Origin of the sequence: Phaeobacter inhibens DSM 16374 (assembly GCF_000473105.1) — a bacterium.
Lineage (GTDB): Bacteria > Pseudomonadota > Alphaproteobacteria > Rhodobacterales > Rhodobacteraceae > Phaeobacter > Phaeobacter inhibens.
In genome coordinates, this window is sequence record NZ_KI421498.1 from 2806697 (window position 1) to 2825731 (window position 19035).

A 19035-nucleotide genomic window follows, 5' to 3' on the forward strand; every position below is an offset into this window, starting at 1 on the left:
TTTGGAAGGGACCTGCGTGCTACCTTACTTCATACCGCCCAAGTCGCAGATCAGCGCGCGGATGGCGTCGACACCGTCGCGAGCCTTGAGGTTGGCAAAGACAAAGGGGCGTTCGTTTCGCATGCGTTTCGCATCGCGCTCCATCACTGATAGATCCGCGCCGACATGGGGGGCCAGATCGGTTTTATTGATAATCAGAACGTCCGAGCGGGTGATTGCAGGACCGCCTTTGCGCGGGATTTCTTCTCCTGCGGCGACATCAATAACGTAGATTGTCAGATCGGCGAGCTCCGGGCTGAATGTGGCCGATAGATTATCACCGCCGCTTTCGATCAGGATGACCTCAAGATCAGGATGACGCTCGCGCATTTCTGCGATAGCGCCAAGGTTGATGGATGCATCTTCGCGAATAGCGGTATGGGGACAGCCGCCGGTTTCCACTCCCAGAATCCGGTCTTGTGGCAGGATCTGCTGGCGCATCAGCGCTTCGGCGTCTTCTTGGGTGTAGATGTCATTGGTGATCACCGCGATTGAGTGGCTGTCGCGAAAAACCTCGCTCAGCGCAGCAGTCAGGGTGGTTTTGCCTGCGCCGACCGGTCCACCGATTCCAATACGCAGGGGGCCGTTGAGAGTGGTCATGTGCGAAAGATCCTTGAATGCTGGGTTTCATGTTTCATTGCGGCAATGTCGGCGAGGAAGCTGGTAGAAGACAGCTGCCCGAGGTCGCCTTCGTTGGTTTGCTCGGCAATGTCCTGACAAAGCGGCGCAAGGGCGTTAAGGCACGCCTGCGCCTCGCTTTGTCCGATTGGGGCAAGGCGCTGACCTGCCGCGATAAGGTTTGCAGCAAAGGCCTGCAGGTGCAGCGCGATGGTCGCCTGCAAGGGCATTGAACAGCAGATTGCCGCAAAGCCGACAGCAACGGGATAGGTGAGTTTGGCCGGGATGCCGTTCTGGTCTGTTTTTAGCCATACGCTGCGGGTGATTTGGCAAAAGGCCGCGCCCTGCAGGTCAGTTTCGCGAAGGCGTTCCAGGGATGGTGCATAGGCCCGGCACTGAGCGTCGATCTGTGTCACGGCATCAGTATTCGGGGCGTGATAGGCCGCAGCAAGAAACAGTGCATCAGACCAGCCACTGCCGTCCCTTAGAACTGTTGCAATCCAGTCCTGCAATTCTGGTGCTGTACTGACCGCAGCGGAGGTCATCGCCCATTCCAACCCGTGCGAGTAACTGAACGCCCCCACCGGATATCCGGGCGAAAACCACTGCGCCAAGGTCAGCAATTGTGCATCAGTGGGCATGGGAATGCGTGTGCCCTTCGCCATGTGCGTGGGAGTGTGAATGGCTATGGGTGCGGCCATGGCCGTAGGCCCCGCCCTCGGGGGTGAAGGGTTCCACCACATCGCACAATGCTGCACCGAGTTTCTGTAGCATGTCGCGGATTACATGGTCGCGCTGAATCAGCAGGCGATTGGTCTCTATCTGGCAGGGCATGTGACGGTTGCCTATATGCCAGGCCAGACGGAGGATGTGGTCTCCCGTGACTTCCAGCAGCTCCTCCTTTGCCGGACGGACGCCGATTTTGCGCCCGTCGTTGAGCACAAAGGCGTCGCCTGCATCAAGCGATTGCGTGGATGGAAAATCCGCCAGAAACCGCAGGCCGCTATCGCTGGTCAGCACTTTGCGCCGTAGAAACCGATCCTCATAGTTAAGGGTGATCCGGTCATCGGCATCATGCGCGTGGATCTTGTGTTGGCTTAGGGGGAGGGACATGGGAAGGCTCCGTCAGAAAAGGAAATAGCGCTGGGCCATCGGCAGGTCATCGGCCGGGGCGCAGGTCAGAAGCTCGCCATCTGCACGGACCTCATAGGTTTCGGGATCGACCTTGATCTCTGGCAGGGCGGTGTTGAGTTTCAGGTCAGATTTACCGATGTTGCGCGTTTTCCTGACTGCGCAGGTCTGTTTGGCGAGGCCAAGGTTTTGACCAATTCCGCCTGACTCGGCTGCCTCTGAAACAAAGGTGACGGATGAGTTTTCCACCGAACGGCCAAAGGCTGCGAACATTTGGCGTGAATAGACTGGCTGCGGCGTTGGGATCGAGGCATTGGGATCGCCCATTTGCGCCATGGCGATAGACCCACCAAGCAGAACCATTTCCGGCTTTACGCCAAAAAATGCAGGGTTCCAAAGAACCAGATCAGCCCGCTTGCCCACTTCTATACTGCCGATTTCATGGGCAATGCCATGGGCAATGGCAGGGTTGATGGTGTATTTGGCAATATAGCGGCGGACGCGAAAGTTGTCGTTTTCGCCGGTCTCTTCCGGCAGGCCCCCCCGTTGCTTTTTCATCTTGTCGGCGGTTTGCCAGGTGCGGATCAGAACTTCTCCCACCCGGCCCATGGCTTGGCTATCTGAGGCAATAATCGAAAAGGCGCCCATGTCGTGCAGAATATCCTCGGCTGCGATGGTTTCGCGGCGGATCCGGCTTTCGGCAAATGCGACGTCTTCGGGGATGGACTTGTCGAGGTGATGACAAACCATCAGCATATCAAGATGCTCTTCGATGGTGTTGACGGTAAACGGACGTGTGGGGTTGGTGGAGGAGGGCAGAACATGTGCCTCGCCGCAGATCTTGATGATGTCCGGGGCATGTCCGCCACCCGCGCCTTCGGTGTGGAAGGCATGAATGGTGCGCCCCTTCAGTGCAGCGACGGTATGTTCGACAAAACCAGATTCATTCAGCGTGTCGGTGTGGATCATCACCTGCACGTCCATCGCGTCCGCCACTGACAGGCAGCAGTCGATGGCGGCGGGGGTGGTGCCCCAGTCCTCGTGTAGCTTCATTGCGCAGGCACCTGCGGTGATCTGCTCTTCCAGTGCGCGGGGCTGTGATGCGTTGCCTTTGCCTGCAAAGGCCATGTTCATGGAAAAGGCGTCAGCCGCCTGCAGCATACGTCCGATGTGCCACGGTCCCGGCGTGCAGGTGGTGGCGAGGGTACCATGTGCGGGGCCGGTGCCGCCGCCGAGCATGGTCGTCAGCCCGGAGTGCAGCGCCTCCTCAATCTGTTGGGGGCAGATAAAATGGATGTGGCTGTCAAACCCGCCTGCGGTCAGGATCCGTCCCTCCCCCGCGATGATTTCGGTTCCCGGTCCGACGATGATCGTGACACCGGGTTGTGTGTCCGGGTTGCCCGCCTTGCCTATTGCAGCGATGCGCCCGCCTTTCAGGCCCACATCGGCCTTGTAAATGCCGCTATGGTCCACGATCAGTGCATTGGTGATGACCGTGTCGACGGCCCCCTCGGCGCGGCTCGCCTGAGACTGGCCCATGCCGTCGCGGATCACCTTGCCACCACCGAATTTCACCTCTTCGCCATAGCGGAGAGCCTTGCCGCCTCCGCTGGCTTCGGCGATCAGATCGCGCTCTACCTCGATGACCAGATCGGTGTCCGCCAGGCGCAGGCGGTCACCTACTGTAGGGCCAAACATCGCTGCATAATCGGCACGGGTGATTTGGGATGGCATTAGAGATTCCCCATGATGGCAGCATTGAAGCCAAAGATGCGCCGTGCGCCGGATATCGGGATTAGCTGCACTTCGCGGCGCTGGCCCGGTTCGAACCGCACGGCGGTGCCCGCTGCAATATCAAGACGCTGGCCGCGTGCGGTATTCCGGTCAAAGTCAAGCGCCGGGTTTGCTTCGGCAAAATGGTAGTGCGACCCGACTTGAATCGGCCGATCGCCGGTGTTTGCCACCATCAAATGGGTAACAGGGCGATCCGGGTTCAGCTCCAGATGGCCGATAGCGGGGAAAAGCTCGCCGGGGATCATTTGCGCCGCCACAGAAGGCTTGCACAGCCAATGATCACGGTCGCGACCAAGGCCGCCAGAAGCCAAGTTTCGGCGCCGTGGGGATGAACATGTGCCCCGCTATGGGCAAGGGCAGGGCTGCCGATCAGTAGCAAGAGAGAGAATAATGCAGGGTGCGGTGTCATGGCTTAAGGTCTCCTGGATGTGGATCAGCGAATGGGGTTGTGGACGGTGACAAGCTTGGTGCCATCGCGGAAGGTTGCTTCTACCTGGATGTCGTGGATCATCTCGGCGACGCCGTTCATGCAGTCGTCGCGGGTGATGACCTGCGCACCCGCTTCCATCATGTCGGCGACTGATCTACCGTCGCGCGCCCCTTCGACTACCGCATCTGTTATCAGAGCGATGGCTTCGGGATGGTTCAGCTTCACGCCGCGCGAGAGGCGGCGTCGGGCCACCTCTGCCGCCATGGAAATCAGAAGTTTGTCTTTTTCACGCGGGGTCAGATTCATGTCAGATCATCCAAGGTCGGGGAAGGGAAGCGCCGTACAGGTCACGGAGAAGAGGCAGCAGCATCTGGCGTAAAGCGAAACTGTCGGGAGCGAGGGCACGCAGGAGCAAAAGGTCATCGTCGATTAAACTGGCACCGGCGGTAGGACCCAGTTGTGCGCGCAATGGATCAAGCCTGCCTTGGGCATCGGCCGCGACGTATACCAGAGTTGCAACGGCTCCGGCTCCACCGGCTATTGCCGGTTTGGCCAGATGTGCGGCGACATCGCCCTGCAGACGTATCGTATCCAGAAACAGGGGGCGTCCGCTGCGACGAATATCGATGCGATCATTCAGGCTGGCTCTGGTCAGTTTCTCGCCCATGGCGGCCCGCCCAAAAACCAGCGTTTCACACAACAAAAGGCGGGACTGTGCGTGTAGATCGACGGTGAGGGTTCGGTCTAGGTTGCAGTCTTGAAACAGGATCGTTTCCTGTGGAAGCCAAGCGAGGCTGGCCTGGGATTCAACGCTGAGCACGTTGCGGATCATACCCGTCTCTTCAGGCTGTGCACGATAGACACGTTCGGCGGCTTGGGTGGTGAGGGTCAGCGATGTCCCGGCGCAAGCAGTCGCATTCAGATCAAGTTGGTCACCGCCAGTCACACCGCCCGCAGTATTGACGATCACCCCCTGCAGCGCAGCGCCATTGGTGCGCGGAAACAAGAGCTTCAGCGAGCCGACCTGCCTGAGCCCGGCCAGGACCGATGCGCTGCCACGCCGCTTGGTTGAGACTGAGATATCTCCAACTGCGCGCGGGGGCGCTGGTTGTACTGCTGCGGTAGGTGCCGTTTCGGCGTGCTGGCCCCGGATTACAGGCAGTTCACACGCACGGTCCGGCCAGTACGATTGCTGGCATTGAGATGAAGGTATGGGCGTCATGCTGCTGATTTCATCACAGTGCAGACCCATCGCCAGCGCAAAGCGGATTATTCGGCATTTTGCGTCAAGCCCTGCGCAAAATAGAGGCCAATTGTAGGATTGTTGCTGAAAAAAAAGGCGCGCACATGGTTCGCGCCAGATCACTTTCGCGACGCGTTTGCGAAAATCGCTGCGATGCAGAATGCTCATCACATCCACGAAAGCGCAATGCGCGGAGATCGTGGATGTGTGACGACCGGAGGAATTTGCGATCTCGCCAGCCGCCACACGGATGCAACACGAAGCTGCCCGGTACAGGTAGGAAATCCGGCGCTCCGGCGCAAGGGATCCGCCGCCGTCCCGGCGAGGAGAGACTATATGATCACCCGAAAATTCGTTCCGGCAACGACGGCCACCATTGTAGCCTTGGCGATGACGACCATTGGAACCGGGGCCTTGGCTGCAGATTGCCCGATTAAGGTAGGCGTCCTGCACTCGTTGTCCGGTACGATGGCAATCTCTGAGACGACGCTGAAGGATACCATGCTAATGCTGGTCGACGAGCAGAACGCTAAGGGTGGCGTTCTGGGATGTGAGCTGGAGCCGGTTGTGGTTGATCCCGCGTCGAACTGGCCGCTGTTTGCGGAAAAAGCCCGCGAACTGCTAAGCGTGCACGAGGTGGATGTGATTTTTGGTAACTGGACCTCGGTAAGCCGGAAGTCGGTGTTACCAGTGATCGAGGAGCTGAACGGCCTGCTGTTTTACCCAGTGCAATATGAGGGCGAGGAAAGCTCGCGCAATGTGTTCTATACCGGCGCGGCACCAAACCAGCAGGCGATCCCTGCTACGGATTATTTCCTGGAGGAGCTTGGCGTTGAGAAGTTTGCGTTGCTCGGCACAGATTACGTCTATCCGCGGACGACCAATAATATTCTAGCCAGTTACCTGGATCAGAAGGGGGTCGCGGAGAGTGATATCTTTGTGAACTACACGCCGTTTGGTCATTCTGATTGGTCGAAGATTGTCGCGGATGTCGTGGCCTTGGGTGCGGACGGTAAGAAAGTTGGTGTAATCTCCACTATCAATGGCGATGCAAACATTGGCTTTTACAAAGAACTGGCAGCGGCTGGTATCAGCGCGGATGATATCCCTGTAGTGGCTTTCTCCGTGGGAGAGGAAGAGCTGTCGGGCCTGGATACCTCCAATCTTGTCGGGCATCTGGCTGCCTGGAATTACTTCCAGTCCGCTGAGGGAGAGGCCAACAGCGCCTTTGTTGAGAAATGGAAGGCGCGCATGGGTGATGAGCGCGTCACGAATGACCCCATGGAAGCCCATTACATCGGCTTCAACATGTGGGTGAATGCTGCCACAGAAGCAGGCAGCACTGATGTCGACGCGGTGCGAACTGCGATGTATGGGCAGGAATTTCCGAACCTGACGGGCGGTACAGCTGTCATGCTGCCTAACCATCACCTCGCCAAGCCGGTTCTGATTGGCGAAATTCTGGATAACGGCCAATTCGACATCATCAGCCAGACCGAAGAGATGCCCGGTGATGCCTGGACGGACTATCTTCCTGAATCTGCGGTTTTGACCTCGGACTGGAAAGATCTTGGCTGCGGCATGTACAATACCGAGACCAAGAGCTGCGTTCAGACACTGTCTAACTACTGATTTCGCAGGACAAAAGGAAGGGGGAGACCCCTTCCACCCTCGCTCTCCTTGAATGGAAATGATCCCTATCATGACACGGTTTTTCGCCGCTGGTCTGCTTGTTCTGTGGGGCTGTCTGGCTGCCATGGCGCAGACGATGCCGCCATCGGATTTGCCTCAAACCGAGATATCATCGACGCCGGATGCGCCCCTTCAGCAACTTCTGCAGTCACAGTCTGACCTAATCATCGCCAGTTCGCGACGGACGATTCAACCCGCCATTGACGCGGTTGCGCAGAGTGGTCTGGGCGATGTGCAGACGCTTTTGCAGCTGTGGCAGGGCAAAAAACTGGTCGTGCGCAAGTCGGATGGGCTTTTCTTTCGTGGTGATACGATAGGCGATAGCCGCTATGAGCTGACGGATCTGGACAGTGGAGCTGTGGTCGGGGCTGTTGGCAGGGCGGAGCTCAAACAGATCAAACCCAATTCTGGCGTGCGGGCCCTGATTGGCACTGCTCTGGTGCGGTTCCAATTGAACGATCCGGTGGCGGCAACCCGTAGGGCTGCGGTTACCTCAATTGGACGTGATCCGTCGGCGGAAGCGCTGGAGCCTCTGCGGGCCTCTATCCGAAGCGAAACCGACGACGACCTGCGCGTGCTGAAGCAGCGTCAGGAGCGCTTGCTGACCATTCGTTTTGATAACGACCCTACGGCTCGGGTTGCCGCAATAGAAGAGATGTCGGGCGATCTGGGTGTTGATGTGCGCGCGGCCCTGAACCCGCTGCTGGACATTTCGCTGCAGATTTACCCAGAGGGAGAGCCAGCGACTGGAAATGTCGCAGCCGAACGTCGTATCGGTGAGGACTTCAGCCAAGCCGACGCCTATGCGGCGTTGGTTGCCAGAGGGTTCGCCGAGCCGCGGTTGCAAAACGATGAGATCAGACTGGCGCTTGAGGCGCATATTGTTGACGGACGTGTGGCAGGCATTCCTCTGGCGCAGCTCTCGGATATGTCCACGCGGCGGAGAGCTTACGGCGCGCTGGCCGCCTCAGGGTTAGCACGCCCTGGTCCAACATTGTCGGACATGACTGACACAGTTGCCCGTTATCAGTTCGTCGATACCTACAATGAGGCCTCTTCTGCCGTGACAGATGCAGCGGAGATGGCGCTGGCACAGAGCAACCGCAAGGTTGCCTTCCATAAAGCGGCGGATCTCGCTCTTGATGCAATATCGCTGGCTTCCATTTATTTCCTCGCAGCGATCGGCTTGGCGATCACCTTCGGCGTGATGGGAGTCATCAATATGGCTCATGGTGAGTTCATTATGATGGGCGCCTACACTGGCTATGTGATCCAGCTGGTGATCCCGGATCACACGCTTTCCATTCTTGTGGCGATCCCTGCTGCGTTTGCCGTAACCTTTGGCGCGGGGATTGCGATGGAGCGGTTGGTGATCCGATGGCTTTATAACCGTCCTCTGGAGACGCTGCTCGCTACTTTCGGCATTTCGATAGCGCTGCAACAGCTGGCCAAGAACATCTTCGGCACACAAGCGCGTCCGCTGACCGCACCGGGCTGGCTGGATGGCGCGTGGATCGTCAACGATGTGGTATCGATCAGCTATATTCGTATTGCGATCTTTGTTCTGGCGCTGGGCTTTCTCGCGCTGCTTTTGTTCATCATACGTCGCACACGTCTGGGATTGGAAACCCGGGCAGTGACCCAGAACCGCAGTATGGCAGCATCAATGGGGATCAATCCAGACCGCGTGAATATGCTGACCTTTGGTTTGGGGTCTGGCATTGCGGGGATTGCGGGCGTGGCGATCGGATTGTTTGCAAAGGTCACCTCGGAGCTGGGCAACGATTACATCGTGCAGAGTTTCATGACAGTTGTTGTCGGCGGTGTCGGTAGCATCTGGGGAACCCTGGCAGGCGCTGTGATGATCGGCTTCTCTCAGAAGGGGATCGAATGGCTCAATCCCTCCAATACCCTTGCTGCACAGACCTATATGATCGTGCTGATCATTATCTTCATTCAATTTAGGCCGCGTGGGATTGTTGCCCTACGGGGGCGTGCGGCGGGAGATTGATCCATGCAACGTAGCTTTATTGCCCGAAACCCGTCTGTCCTGATCTTCGTCTCGATCCTCGCGCTGTTTACACTGGCCGTCACCCTGTTATCCGAAGGATTGGGGGTCGGAATTGTCTCAACCTCGCTGATCAAGACATTGGGAAAAACACTTTGCCTCTGTCTGGTCGCCATCGCGATGGATTTGATCTGGGGCTATGTGGGGATCCTTAGTCTGGGTCATTTCGCCTTCTTCGGGTTGGGTGGATATATGATCGGCATGTGGCTGATGTACGAGCGGACCCGGGACACGGTGTTGGCGTCGTTGTCTGACGCGGTGCTGCCACCAACTGATACTGAAATACGAGATGCGGTTGCGCATCAGATTTTTGGCGTAGTCGGCGGCGACAGTTTCCCGCTGGTCTGGGCCTTTGCCGACAGTTTGCTTCTGCAACTCTTCCTGATCGTTGCTGTCCCCGGTGTGCTGGCGCTGACCTTCGGCTGGCTTGCCTTTCGGAGCCGGGTGACCGGTGTCTACCTGTCGATTCTCACCCAAGCGATGACCTTGGCACTGGCGCTCTATCTGTTTCAGAACGACAGTGGTTTGCGCGGCAACAACGGGTTGAGCGGGTTGCAGAATTTGCCAGGCTTAGCCCATGTGCCGCAGTCGTTGATCTCGATATGGTTCTTCTGGGGTTCGGCTCTCGCGCTGGGGCTGGGCTATGTGATCGCTGCCTGGGCGGCCAGTGGGAAATTTGGCTCCGTTCTGCGTGCCATTCGCGACAATGAAACCCGGGTGAGGTTCCTTGGATATTCCGTTGAGGGATACAAACTGGTGATGTTCACCGGGACGGCCTGCGTCGCGGGCATCGCTGGTGCGCTCTATTATCCGCAGGCAGGGATCATCAACCCGGCTGAAATGGCGCCGATTGCCTCTATCTATCTGGCGGTCTGGGTGGCGATCGGGGGGCGGGGGCGGCTCTACGGCGCGGTGATTGGTGCGGTTTTCGTATCGCTGTTGTCCAGCTGGTTCACAGGCGGGCAGGCGCCGGATGTTGACCTCGGGCTGTTCACTATTCGCTGGGTCGACTGGTGGCAGGTTGTTCTGGGGCTGGGGTTTGTTCTGGTTACCCTATTTGCACCGAAGGGGATTGGCGGCTTGGTCGATCTGGCTCAGCAGCGCCGCACTGCTGATCTGTCATCCAGCACAGGGAAGACAAAATCATGAATCCTCTCCTGGAAGTATCGGGTGTCTCTGTCAGCTTTGATGGTTTTCGTGCAATCAATAACTTGTCGTTTCGGATTGGTAGGGCCGAGCTTCGTGCGATCATTGGTCCTAACGGCGCGGGCAAGACTACGTTCATGGATATCGTCACAGGAAAAACAGCGCCGGACAGCGGTAGCATCACCTGGGATGGGAGCCGACGTTCAGTATTTGCCCGTTCAGAAGCGCGTATAGCCCGTGAAGGCATTGGTCGAAAATTTCAGAAACCAACTGTATTTGAAGAGCAGACGGTTCAGGAAAATCTGCTGCTTGCGCTAAAAGCGGATCGCCGCCCACTTGCCGTATTGCGGTATCGCCCCTTCCGGCAGCACCTTGCCCGGATCGAAGAACTGGCAGGCGAGGTTGGATTGAGCAATGCATTGCAGCGCCGGGCCGGAGAGCTGAGCCACGGTCAGAAGCAGTGGCTGGAGATCGGCATGTTGCTGGCACAAGAACCGCGCTTGTTGTTGGTGGATGAGCCTGCAGCGGGCATGACGCTGGAAGAACGGGAACAAACCACAGCAATCTTGGTTGCGGCGGCTAAAACGCGCGCGGTGGTGGTCGTGGAGCACGATATGGATTTTGTCCGGAGACTGAATTGCCGGGTCACCGTGCTGCACGAGGGCGCGGTTCTCGCTGAGGGATCGTTGGACCATGTGACTGCGGACCAAGCTGTCATTGATGTTTATCTGGGGCGCTGAGAGATGTTGAAACTCGACGATGTAACTCTGCACTACGGTCATTCTCAGGTTCTGCATGGGATCTCGATGGAGGTGCTACGCGGGGAGGTGACCTGTGTTATGGGAACAAATGGTGTTGGTAAAACCAGCCTGATGAAGGCTATTGCTGGTCGCCATACCCGGTCTGGCGGTATCATTGAGTTGGATGGCCGGTCTTTGGGCACCGCCTCGGCACATCAGTTGGCCAAGAATGGGATTGCCTATGTGCCGCAAGGGCGGGAGATTTTCCCGCTTCTGACAGTTCTGGAAAATCTCGAAACCGGGTTTGGGTGCTTGCCACAAGCCGAGCGCCATGTCCCGGATCGGATCTATGATCTGTTCCCCGTGCTTCATGATATGCGGCATCGACGCGGCGGGGATCTGTCGGGCGGTCAACAACAGCAGCTTGCCATCGCCAGAGCGCTGATCACGCGACCAAAACTGCTATTGCTTGATGAGCCAACAGAGGGCATCCAGCCGAATATTATCCAGCAAATCGGTGAGGTGATCCGGCATCTGCGGTCCGAAGGTGAGATGGCGATTGTGCTGGTAGAGCAGTATTTTGATTTTGCCTACGAACTTGCAGATCGGTTTGTGGTTCTTCGTCAGGGCTGTGTCACATTGGCTGGTGGTCGCGACGACGTCAGCCGGGCTGATCTGTTGGCGGGTGTATCCGTCTGATTTTCGCGACGCGTTATTGTTGCGGCGGAACTGCCTAGCGTGCTGCGGTAAACCGGGGTTGGTAGGCTGTGATGCATATATTGGTATGATCCCTCGCCCTGAAACGCCAATCTGTCGCTTTCGACTGCTGTCATGGTCGAAAACCGCATTCATCACGCCTTTGACTGGCTGATCATTCACGGCGTGTCGCGGTGGATTTAGATAATCTGAAATTCACTACATTTTATTCGAAGTGCTTGGCGTGCTGTATTTGGCTAGTATTGGCCAAATGCATGGTGACGCCGCGCCGAGGACGGCAGAGGAAAGGAAGATCAACCGGAACTGCCGTTCTGGCAACGCCGATGGGATGCATCGCAGCCAAGGGGGCGCGCGCATTTTCCGAAGTTGCCTGCAGTCCATCATCATTTAATTGAAACCTGCGCAGTTCCTCTGTGCAGGCGGAGACCAGCCCGCCATCTGAGCGTCAGGGTGAGACGGGATCGAAAAAAAGACGTGCTACACTCATCAGGGAACGATCATGTCAATCAAGCCACCATTTACCGAGTTGGAGATCGAAACGGCTCCATCCGGGTTCTACGAAGGCCACAGCCTTCCTATCGCATTGATCAGTAAGATCATCATGACGACGCTGGTCCTATGGGCCTTGGTCTGGCCAAGCAAGGCCAGCGGCATTCTGTCTTGGGTTAACAGTGAACTGTTGAATGGATTCAACGCCTTTTACATCGTTTCAGTGGGGGCGTTTGCCTTTTTCCTGTTTGTGCTGGCAATCCTGCCTGCCACAGGAAGCAAAAAACTGGGTCCTGCGGATGCCGCGCCTGAGTTTTCCAATTTCTCTTGGTTCTCGATGATGTTCGGCGCTGGTCTGGGCGTTGGTCTGATGGTTTTCGCAACGGCTGAGCCGCTGGGCCTTTGGGGGTCAAACCCGGTTGTTCTGTCAGGTGCCGTGGCGGCCAACAGCGAAGAAGCGGTGCAATCGGCCTATCGCTATACCTTCCTGCATTATGGGTTCCATGCCTGGGCGATCTATGTGCTGACCGGTCTGTCGCTCGCCTATTACGCCTACACGCGCGATATGCCGCTGACCATCCGCTCGGCGCTGACGCCGTTGCTGGGTAAGGCTGCAAACGGGTTTGTCGGTCATCTGGTTGATGTGCTGGGCGTGGTTGCCACGATCCTGGGCGTTTCGGTCACCATCGGTTTTGGTGTTAGCCAGTTTGTCGACGGCGTCTATGCGGTCTCGGGCATGGAATGGCTGATGAACGGCGATACCGAAGCCCCGAAGCCCAGCACGGTGGGCCTGTTGTCGGCTTTGTTTGTGATCATGGGTCTGTCGATCCTGTCGGCGGTATCAGGCGTGGGTCGTGGGATCAAATACCTCTCCAACCTTAACCTCGTGCTTTCGGTCATTCTGCTGCTGACCTTTGTGTTCTTCGGCTCGTTCTTCTTTGCGATGACCAAATTTGGCAGCGGGTTGGTGGACTATATCCTTCACTTTACCCAGATGTCGTTTGGTGCCTATGGTCCGCAATCAGCTGAGGCCTTTGCTGCGGCGTTGCCTGATGCGGCGCAGGCTTTGCCCGCGGAAGATCTGAGCACGGTCTACGGTTCAGCAACATCGCCGTGGGGATCGTTGGGTGGCTTCACCGAAGGGTTGCCGGCCTCAGCAGCAGCGCTGGATGCAAACGCTGTCTATGCTGCCGGTGAACCCGGTCGCCAGTTCGGCTGGCAGGCCGGTTGGACGACATTCTACTGGGCCTGGTGGATTGCGTTCTCGCCCTTTGTCGGTTTGTTTCTGGCGCGCATTTCCAAGGGCCGCACCGTGCGTGAGTTCATTCTGGGCTGTGTGATCGCGCCTGCCATCGTTTGCTTCCTGTGGATGACCATTCTGGGCGGCACCGCGATTGATCTGGAGTTGAATGGCGGTGCTGCGGGATCAATCATCGGGGCCACCAACACGGCCAAACTGTTTGCAACGCTAGAGCAGATGATTTCGGGTGGTTTCCTGTCCGCCATCACCGTGATGTGTGTTGTGCTGATCATGACCTTTCTGGTCACGTCGGCGGACTCAGGTATTTTGGTGATGAACACCATTATGTCCGGCGGGGAGCAGGAAACCGGCATCAAGCACCGCATCATCTGGGGTCTTATCCTGACCTCCGTGATCGGCGCGCTGATCATCGCAGGCAACAGCGGGACGGCTTCCAATCCTTTTGGGGCTTTGCAGAACGCGATGATTATCGGGGCGCTGCCGTTCACCATCGTCATGGTCTTCATGATGATCTCGCTGGCGAAAGCGCTGTACCGCGACAGTCTGCGGGCCAAAGCAGACTAACCACGGTTCAGTTTCTGAATTGAGAGCAAAGGTCGCGCCCCGGCGCGGCCTTTGTCGTTATTGGATGGTGATAAGGTCAAAAACCTATGAGTGATGCTCATAGGTGGCGGCGGTAATCTCATTGGTAAGACTGGCGTATTTGGGTGATAAAGCCATTGAACTGTCAGAGGTAAGGCCATGGATCGCGCCGAGATCGTACATCAAAATTTCCTTGAGCGAGTGCGGAGAGGTTCCCTGCCACCGGGAGCCTCGCCCGACGGCGGCTTGACGCCCAGTGAAGCGGTGGCGATCTTTCGTGCGCAGGTACTGAGCCGGGCACTGGATCGCACAAGTCGGGCGATGCAGAAGGCGGGGCAGGGGTTCTATACCATCGGGTCGTCCGGTCATGAGGGCATGGCGGCAGTGGCGCGGTCGCTGCGGCCCGATGACATGGCCTTTTTGCATTATCGCGATGCGGCGTTTCAGATTGCCCGTGCAGGCCAAGTGCCGGGGCAGAGTATTGCCTGGGATATGCTGCTGTCCTTTGCTTGCTCCGCTGAAGATCCCATATCAGGCGGGCGGCATAAGGTGCTGGGGTCCAAAGCGTTGATGATCCCGCCGCAAACCTCCACCATCGCCAGCCACCTGCCAAAGGCGGTCGGCGCGGCCTACTCCATCGGTGCGGCGCGGCGTCACGATCCGGAACATCGGGTTCTGGCCGAAGACGGGCTGGTGATGTGTTCCTTTGGTGACGCCTCTGCCAATCATTCCACAGCGCAGGGTGCTATCAATACGGCGTGCTGGACGTCTGTGCAGTCGACACCCCTGCCGCTTCTGTTCGTCTGCGAGGACAACGGGATCGGCATTTCGGTCAAGACACCGAAGGGCTGGATTGAGGCGTCGATGTCCCATCGTCCGGGCATGCGCTATTTTCAGGCCGATGGGCTGAATATGCATGATGCCTACGCAACCGCGCAGGCGGCGGCAGAATATGTGCGACTGCGGCGCAAGCCTGCTTTCCTGCATCTGCGTACTGTCCGGCTCTATGGTCACGCAGGGGCCGATGTGCCGACAACCTATCTGAGCAAGGCTGAGGTAGAAGCGGATGAGGCCAATGATCCGCTGCTGCATTCGGTGCGCCTGTTGTCAGAAGTTGGCGCGTTGTCCTGCGAGGCCGCGTTGGAGATTTATACTGAGACTTGTGCACGGGTGGAGCGGATCCGAACGGAGGCTGTCACCCGCCCCCATCTGAAAACGGCGAATGAGGTGAACGCGAGCCTGGTTCCGCCAGCCCGGGCGTGCCGATCGACGAACGGACCAAGTGCTGAGGCCCGGGCAGAGGTGCTGGGCAGTGACCTGCGCGCTCAGGCAGATCCGCAGCCGATGAGCCGCTTGATCAACTGGGCGCTCACAGACCTGATGCTGGAGCATGGTGAGCTGGTCGCCATGGGCGAGGATGTGGGCCGCAAGGGAGGTGTCTATGGTGTCACCCAAAAACTGCAGCAACGGTTTGGCCAAGATCGGGTGATCGATACGCTGCTGGATGAGCAGTCGATCCTTGGTCTTGCTATCGGCATGGGGCACAACGGATTCGTGCCGATCCCAGAGATCCAGTTCTTGGCCTATCTGCACAATGCGGAAGATCAGATCCGGGGAGAGGCCGCGACATTGCCGTTTTTCTCCAACGGCCAGTTCAGTAATCCGATGGTGCTGCGTATTGCAGGGCTTGGGTATCAGAAAGGTTTTGGCGGCCATTTCCACAATGACAACTCACTCGCGGTTCTGCGCGATATTCCGGGCATTGTGATTGCCTGCCCCTCAGATGGGGCAGAGGCCGCCATGATGTTGCGCGAGGCAGTGCGGCTCGCGCGGGAGGAGCAGCGGGTTGTGGTCTTCGTTGAACCTATCGCGCTTTATCCGATGCGGGATCTGCATGAGCCGAAGGACGGCGGCTGGATGCGTCACTACCCGGCATTGGATCAGCGGATCGCACTGGGGGAGGTCGGTGTGCATGGGGATGGGACCGATCTGGCCATCGTCACTTACGGCAATGGTCGCTATCTGGCGACGCAGGCACAGGCGGATCTCGCAGCCAAGGGGGTGGCTGCCCGTGTTGTCGATCTGCGCTGGCTTGCGCCCCTGCCAAAGGAGGCCCTGCTGGCAGCGGCGGCGGCCTGCGACAAGATCCTGATCGTGGATGAATGCCGCACCACTGGCAGCCAGTCCGAGGCACTGATGGCGCTTTTCTATGAGGCGGAGGGCCGCCCGATGGCGCGTGTCGTGGCAGAGGACTGTTTCATCCCGACGGGGCCCGCCTATGCGGCGACCCTACCCTCGAAGGAGAGTATTGTCGCTGCTGCCCTTCGCTTGACGGGAGTTACGACATGAAACGGACCGCTGTTTTGATCTGCCCCGGACGAGGCACCTATAACAAGACGGAACTGGGCTACCTGTCCCGCTATCACAATGAGAAACAGGCTCTAATTAGCGCGTTTGATGCTTTGCGAGAGACAGCGGGACAGGAACGCGTTTCAGCGCTGGATGCGGCTGGACGCTATTCGGTGTCGAAATACACGCGCGGTGACGTGGCCTCACCGCTGATCTACGCCAGCGCCATCGCAGATGCGCAATCCCTTGCGGAGGACATCGACGTTGTCGCGGTCACCGGTAACTCTATGGGGTGGTATATCGCGCTGGCGGCGGCGGGCGTGCTCAGCCCGCAGGCGGGGTTTGAGGTGGTGAACACCATGGGCCAGCTGATGCAGCAGCACCTGATTGGCGGGCAGCTGGTCTATCCCTGTCAGAGTGAAGATTGGCAGCTGGATCGTCGCCGCAAGGTGGAGCTGTTGCAGCTGGTCAGTGACATCGCCAACCGTCCCGGTCACCAGCTGTCGCTGTCAATCGATCTGGGCGGTATGTTGGTTCTGGCTGGGAATGCCGAGGGGCTTGACGCGTTCGAACGGGCCGTGCCCCCGGTTCAAGACCGCTTTCCCATGCGTCTGGCCAATCATGCGGCATTCCACACGGAGCTGCAGGCTCCGGTAGCTGCCACCGGTCGGGCACGGCTGTCACAATCGTTGTTTGGTCCCGCCAAGAAGCCGCTGGTCGACGGGCGCGGACAGATTTGGTGGCCGGGTGCGGATACGGTGGAAAGGCTTTGGGGCTACACTCTGAACACGCAGGTGGTCGAACCCTATGATTTTACGCGTGCCGTGCAGGTGGCAGCGCAGGAGTTTGCGCCGGATCTGTTTATCGTTGCGGGACCGGGTACAACACTGGGCGGAGCGGTGGCGCAGTCTCTGGTACAGATCAACTGGCAAGGGCTATCTAATAAGGCGGCGTTCAAGGCCCGACAGGAGCAGGTGCCACTGGTTGTCGCCATGGGTGATCCAGTGCAGCGGGCGCTGGTCAGTCGCTAGAACGCTGGCCTGGGTCGATGGCCATGGAGACGGCAAAAGCCTCTACCGGGCGTGAGACGTTGTGCAGTGACACAGATCCCAGCGGGGTGGCCTGTTCCGGTGCTTCTAACAGGTCGCGGCTGACCACAATGGTATGGCCACAGGATTTGCCATAGTCGCCGAGCCGTGCCGCGATATTCGCGGCTTGTCCGATGACGGTGAAGTCCAGCCGCTCACGCGATCCGACGTTGCCATAGGTCACGCCACCATAGGCAAGACCAATGGAACATTCGCTGCGCCTCTGGCCGGGATCGTCGCCCATAGCGTCCAGCGCAGCGACAATAGCGCGCGCGGACTGCAGCGCCTGAGCGCGGGCCTCTGCCGGGCTTTCGCCAGCTGGGAACACGGCCAAAACAGCGTCTCCGATGAATTTCAGCACCTCACCTTCGTGATCGTGTACGATGGTGGATGCGGTCTCAAAGAAATTGTTGAGCAGTTCTATATAGGCGGTGCGGCCCAGTTCCTCTTCCAGACGGGTGGAACCGCGCAGGTCGCAGAACATGATTGCGGCATCAATATCGTCGCCATCGCCGCGCCGGATTTCTCCGCCCAAGACCCGCGCGCCGGTGCGTTTCCCGACATAGGTCTCCAGCAATGACTGGGCGTTTTCGCGTTGCATGAACACCTCGTAGTAGCGCGCGATCACTGCAGAGCATTCGAATATCAGCCCCAGGTTCTCAGTTGTGAATCCTTTGGGGTGGTGGCTGGCGACTGTCAGCACGTTGATGCGCCCATCAGAAAAGGGAAGCGGCATAGCCACATAGTCGGTCGCGCCCTCCTCCCGTAGATCGTTCAGGATAGGAAACGCGTCGCTGGGCTGTTCCAGATCCAGACGTTGACGAATACCGCCCAGCCCGTTGGAAACGTGGCGCAGGGGGCTGTTCTGGAAGGCCGGGTGGTCGTGGATCTCATAGCTTGGCGCATAGGTGGTCACCTTGCCTGATGCGCGGCTCCAGATGAAGTTCTTGCCTGCGATCATTGGATGCAAAGACCAGGCCATCACCGAAAGGCGGGATAGATGAACGCCTTGCTCCACCAGTTTTTCGGAAAGGCGCTGTGTAAACTCCTCCGGTGTGGGCAGATAGGCCGCCTCACGCAGTAGCCAGTCGATCAGGGGGCCGGAAATGCTACCATATTCGGGAACGTCCAGCTGATTACTACCGAGGTCAATTTCAACTTTGGCGTCCGGCATGAAGCTGACATGACCTGCAATTCCGGATGCCTCGGGCAGGGCATCGTCGTAGGACCAAGCGGCGTTGCCGATGCAGTCTTTACCAAGTTGGAGATCTTGATAACCGGCTGTGCCCTTGAAGGGGCAGAAGGTCTGATGACCGTTGGCTGCAGACAGGCAGGAGTGGATATCATCCCGGGGGAAATAGATCGCGGCAGGCTGGCGGGTTTCATACATCACCTTTGCGCGGCGGCTTTGCGCGATGATCTTCCCACCAACGCGAGCGGTAACCGGCCCGCGCAGCTCCTCTATCAGGATGCCATAGGCGGGTTGGGCGGTATTGGCGCGCATGTTCATAAGCGTCGTTTCCTGCTGATTGGCCAGCATGGGGGCCATGCGACCTGCCCTCCATTATGTGGTGACTGATGATAGAAATGCCAGAGCGGCACGGGGAATTGATCGGCTTGACCTCAGGGTTGTTTCCACACTGGCTGC

At 58.2% G+C, this 19035-nt stretch carries 17 protein-coding genes; 8 read left to right on the forward strand and 9 right to left on the reverse strand.

Features of this window, described 5'->3' with window-relative positions; translation table 11 throughout:
* Positions 1 to 24: 24 nt before the first annotated feature.
* The 8 genes from ureG to INHI_RS0117225 are packed head-to-tail and all read right to left on the reverse strand — an operon-like array spanning position 25 to position 5423.
* A complete protein-coding gene (gene ureG / locus INHI_RS0117190; RefSeq protein WP_027248405.1) occupies positions 25 to 639 on the reverse strand; it encodes an urease accessory protein UreG in 615 nt (204 codons plus the stop codon).
* Positions 636 to 1298 (reverse strand): urease accessory protein UreF, encoded by a 663-nt coding sequence (locus INHI_RS0117195; RefSeq protein WP_027248406.1) that lies wholly within the window; start codon positions 1296 to 1298, stop codon positions 636 to 638. Before INHI_RS0117195 ends, ureG begins: the two co-directional genes overlap by 4 nt.
* Positions 1288 to 1770 (reverse strand): urease accessory protein UreE, encoded by a 483-nt coding sequence (locus INHI_RS0117200; RefSeq protein WP_027248407.1) that lies wholly within the window; start codon positions 1768 to 1770, stop codon positions 1288 to 1290. The genes INHI_RS0117195 and INHI_RS0117200 overlap by 11 nt, the downstream gene beginning before the upstream one ends.
* Before the next feature lie 12 nt (positions 1771 to 1782).
* Positions 1783 to 3522 carry an urease subunit alpha gene (gene ureC / locus INHI_RS0117205; RefSeq protein WP_027248408.1) on the reverse strand — a complete coding sequence of 580 codons (1740 nt, stop codon included), beginning with the start codon at positions 3520 to 3522 and terminating at the stop codon, positions 1783 to 1785.
* On the reverse strand, positions 3522 to 3827 hold the full coding sequence (locus INHI_RS0117210) for an urease subunit beta (protein WP_027248409.1): 306 nt from the start codon (positions 3825 to 3827) through the stop codon (positions 3522 to 3524). Before INHI_RS0117210 ends, ureC begins: the two co-directional genes overlap by 1 nt.
* On the reverse strand, positions 3824 to 3991 hold the full coding sequence (locus tag INHI_RS21150; RefSeq protein ID WP_102870685.1) for a peptidase M23: 168 nt from the start codon (positions 3989 to 3991) through the stop codon (positions 3824 to 3826). Before INHI_RS21150 ends, INHI_RS0117210 begins: the two co-directional genes overlap by 4 nt.
* A gap of 24 nt (positions 3992 to 4015) precedes the next feature.
* On the reverse strand, positions 4016 to 4318 hold the full coding sequence (locus INHI_RS0117220; protein WP_027248410.1) for an urease subunit gamma: 303 nt from the start codon (positions 4316 to 4318) through the stop codon (positions 4016 to 4018).
* A 1-nt stretch (position 4319) separates the two neighbouring features.
* Positions 4320 to 5423: an urease accessory protein UreD gene (locus INHI_RS0117225; RefSeq protein WP_367834108.1), complete on the reverse strand. Its 1104-nt coding sequence runs from the start codon at positions 5421 to 5423 to the stop codon at positions 4320 to 4322.
* 222 nt (positions 5424 to 5645) lie between these two features.
* Between INHI_RS0117225 and urtA the strand changes: the two genes are divergently transcribed.
* The 8 genes from urtA to INHI_RS0117265 all read left to right on the forward strand — a co-directional run bounded on the left by urtA (position 5646) and on the right by INHI_RS0117265 (position 17330).
* A complete protein-coding gene (gene urtA / locus INHI_RS0117230; protein WP_102870874.1) occupies positions 5646 to 6887 on the forward strand; it encodes an urea ABC transporter substrate-binding protein in 1242 nt (413 codons plus the stop codon).
* A 70-nt stretch (positions 6888 to 6957) separates the two neighbouring features.
* Entirely contained in the window at positions 6958 to 8958 is a 2001-nt protein-coding gene (gene urtB / locus INHI_RS0117235; protein ID WP_027248412.1) for an urea ABC transporter permease subunit UrtB, read from the forward strand.
* Between the two features lie 3 nt (positions 8959 to 8961).
* Positions 8962 to 10164, forward strand: coding sequence for an ABC transporter permease subunit (locus INHI_RS0117240; RefSeq protein ID WP_027248413.1), 1203 nt, complete (start codon positions 8962 to 8964; stop codon positions 10162 to 10164).
* A complete protein-coding gene (urtD, locus tag INHI_RS0117245; RefSeq protein ID WP_027248414.1) occupies positions 10161 to 10901 on the forward strand; it encodes an urea ABC transporter ATP-binding protein UrtD in 741 nt (246 codons plus the stop codon). Before INHI_RS0117240 ends, urtD begins: the two co-directional genes overlap by 4 nt.
* Before the next feature lie 3 nt (positions 10902 to 10904).
* Positions 10905 to 11600, forward strand: a complete 696-nt coding sequence (urtE, locus tag INHI_RS0117250) for an urea ABC transporter ATP-binding subunit UrtE (RefSeq protein WP_027248415.1) — start codon at positions 10905 to 10907, stop codon at positions 11598 to 11600.
* Between the two features lie 517 nt (positions 11601 to 12117).
* Positions 12118 to 13932, forward strand: a complete 1815-nt coding sequence (locus INHI_RS0117255) for a BCCT family transporter (protein ID WP_014876257.1) — start codon at positions 12118 to 12120, stop codon at positions 13930 to 13932.
* Positions 13933 to 14109: 177 nt separating this feature from the next.
* Positions 14110 to 16299 carry a thiamine pyrophosphate-dependent enzyme gene (locus INHI_RS0117260; protein ID WP_027248416.1) on the forward strand — a complete coding sequence of 730 codons (2190 nt, stop codon included), beginning with the start codon at positions 14110 to 14112 and terminating at the stop codon, positions 16297 to 16299.
* A complete protein-coding gene (locus INHI_RS0117265; RefSeq protein ID WP_027248417.1) occupies positions 16296 to 17330 on the forward strand; it encodes an ACP S-malonyltransferase in 1035 nt (344 codons plus the stop codon). The genes INHI_RS0117260 and INHI_RS0117265 overlap by 4 nt, the downstream gene beginning before the upstream one ends.
* On the opposite strand, the gene INHI_RS0117270 is transcribed toward INHI_RS0117265, so the two are convergent.
* Positions 17320 to 18936 carry a DUF427 domain-containing protein gene (locus INHI_RS0117270; protein WP_027248418.1) on the reverse strand — a complete coding sequence of 539 codons (1617 nt, stop codon included), beginning with the start codon at positions 18934 to 18936 and terminating at the stop codon, positions 17320 to 17322. The two genes, INHI_RS0117265 and INHI_RS0117270, sit on opposite strands and share 11 nt — an antisense overlap.
* Positions 18937 to 19035 lie beyond the last annotated feature (99 nt).

Coding starts and splice junctions, on each gene's coding strand:
- INHI_RS0117260 (WP_027248416.1), top strand. CDS start 14,110: ATGGATCGCGCCGAGATCGTACATCAAAATTTCCTTGAGCGAGTGCGG.
- ureG (WP_027248405.1), bottom strand. CDS start 639: ATGACCACTCTCAACGGCCCCCTGCGTATTGGAATCGGTGGACCGGTC.
- INHI_RS0117220 (WP_027248410.1), bottom strand. CDS start 4,318: ATGAATCTGACCCCGCGTGAAAAAGACAAACTTCTGATTTCCATGGCG.
- INHI_RS0117270 (WP_027248418.1), bottom strand. CDS start 18,936: ATGGCCCCCATGCTGGCCAATCAGCAGGAAACGACGCTTATGAACATG.
- INHI_RS0117240 (WP_027248413.1), top strand. CDS start 8,962: ATGCAACGTAGCTTTATTGCCCGAAACCCGTCTGTCCTGATCTTCGTC.
- urtD (WP_027248414.1), top strand. CDS start 10,161: ATGAATCCTCTCCTGGAAGTATCGGGTGTCTCTGTCAGCTTTGATGGT.
- ureC (WP_027248408.1), bottom strand. CDS start 3,522: ATGCCATCCCAAATCACCCGTGCCGATTATGCAGCGATGTTTGGCCCT.
- INHI_RS0117200 (WP_027248407.1), bottom strand. CDS start 1,770: ATGTCCCTCCCCCTAAGCCAACACAAGATCCACGCGCATGATGCCGAT.
- urtE (WP_027248415.1), top strand. CDS start 10,905: ATGTTGAAACTCGACGATGTAACTCTGCACTACGGTCATTCTCAGGTT.
- INHI_RS0117255 (WP_014876257.1), top strand. CDS start 12,118: ATGTCAATCAAGCCACCATTTACCGAGTTGGAGATCGAAACGGCTCCA.
- INHI_RS0117225 (WP_367834108.1), bottom strand. CDS start 5,423: ATGAGCATTCTGCATCGCAGCGATTTTCGCAAACGCGTCGCGAAAGTG.
- urtB (WP_027248412.1), top strand. CDS start 6,958: ATGACACGGTTTTTCGCCGCTGGTCTGCTTGTTCTGTGGGGCTGTCTG.
- INHI_RS0117265 (WP_027248417.1), top strand. CDS start 16,296: ATGAAACGGACCGCTGTTTTGATCTGCCCCGGACGAGGCACCTATAAC.
- INHI_RS0117210 (WP_027248409.1), bottom strand. CDS start 3,827: ATGATCCCCGGCGAGCTTTTCCCCGCTATCGGCCATCTGGAGCTGAAC.
- INHI_RS0117195 (WP_027248406.1), bottom strand. CDS start 1,298: ATGCCCACTGATGCACAATTGCTGACCTTGGCGCAGTGGTTTTCGCCC.
- INHI_RS21150 (WP_102870685.1), bottom strand. CDS start 3,991: ATGACACCGCACCCTGCATTATTCTCTCTCTTGCTACTGATCGGCAGC.
- urtA (WP_102870874.1), top strand. CDS start 5,646: ATGACGACCATTGGAACCGGGGCCTTGGCTGCAGATTGCCCGATTAAG.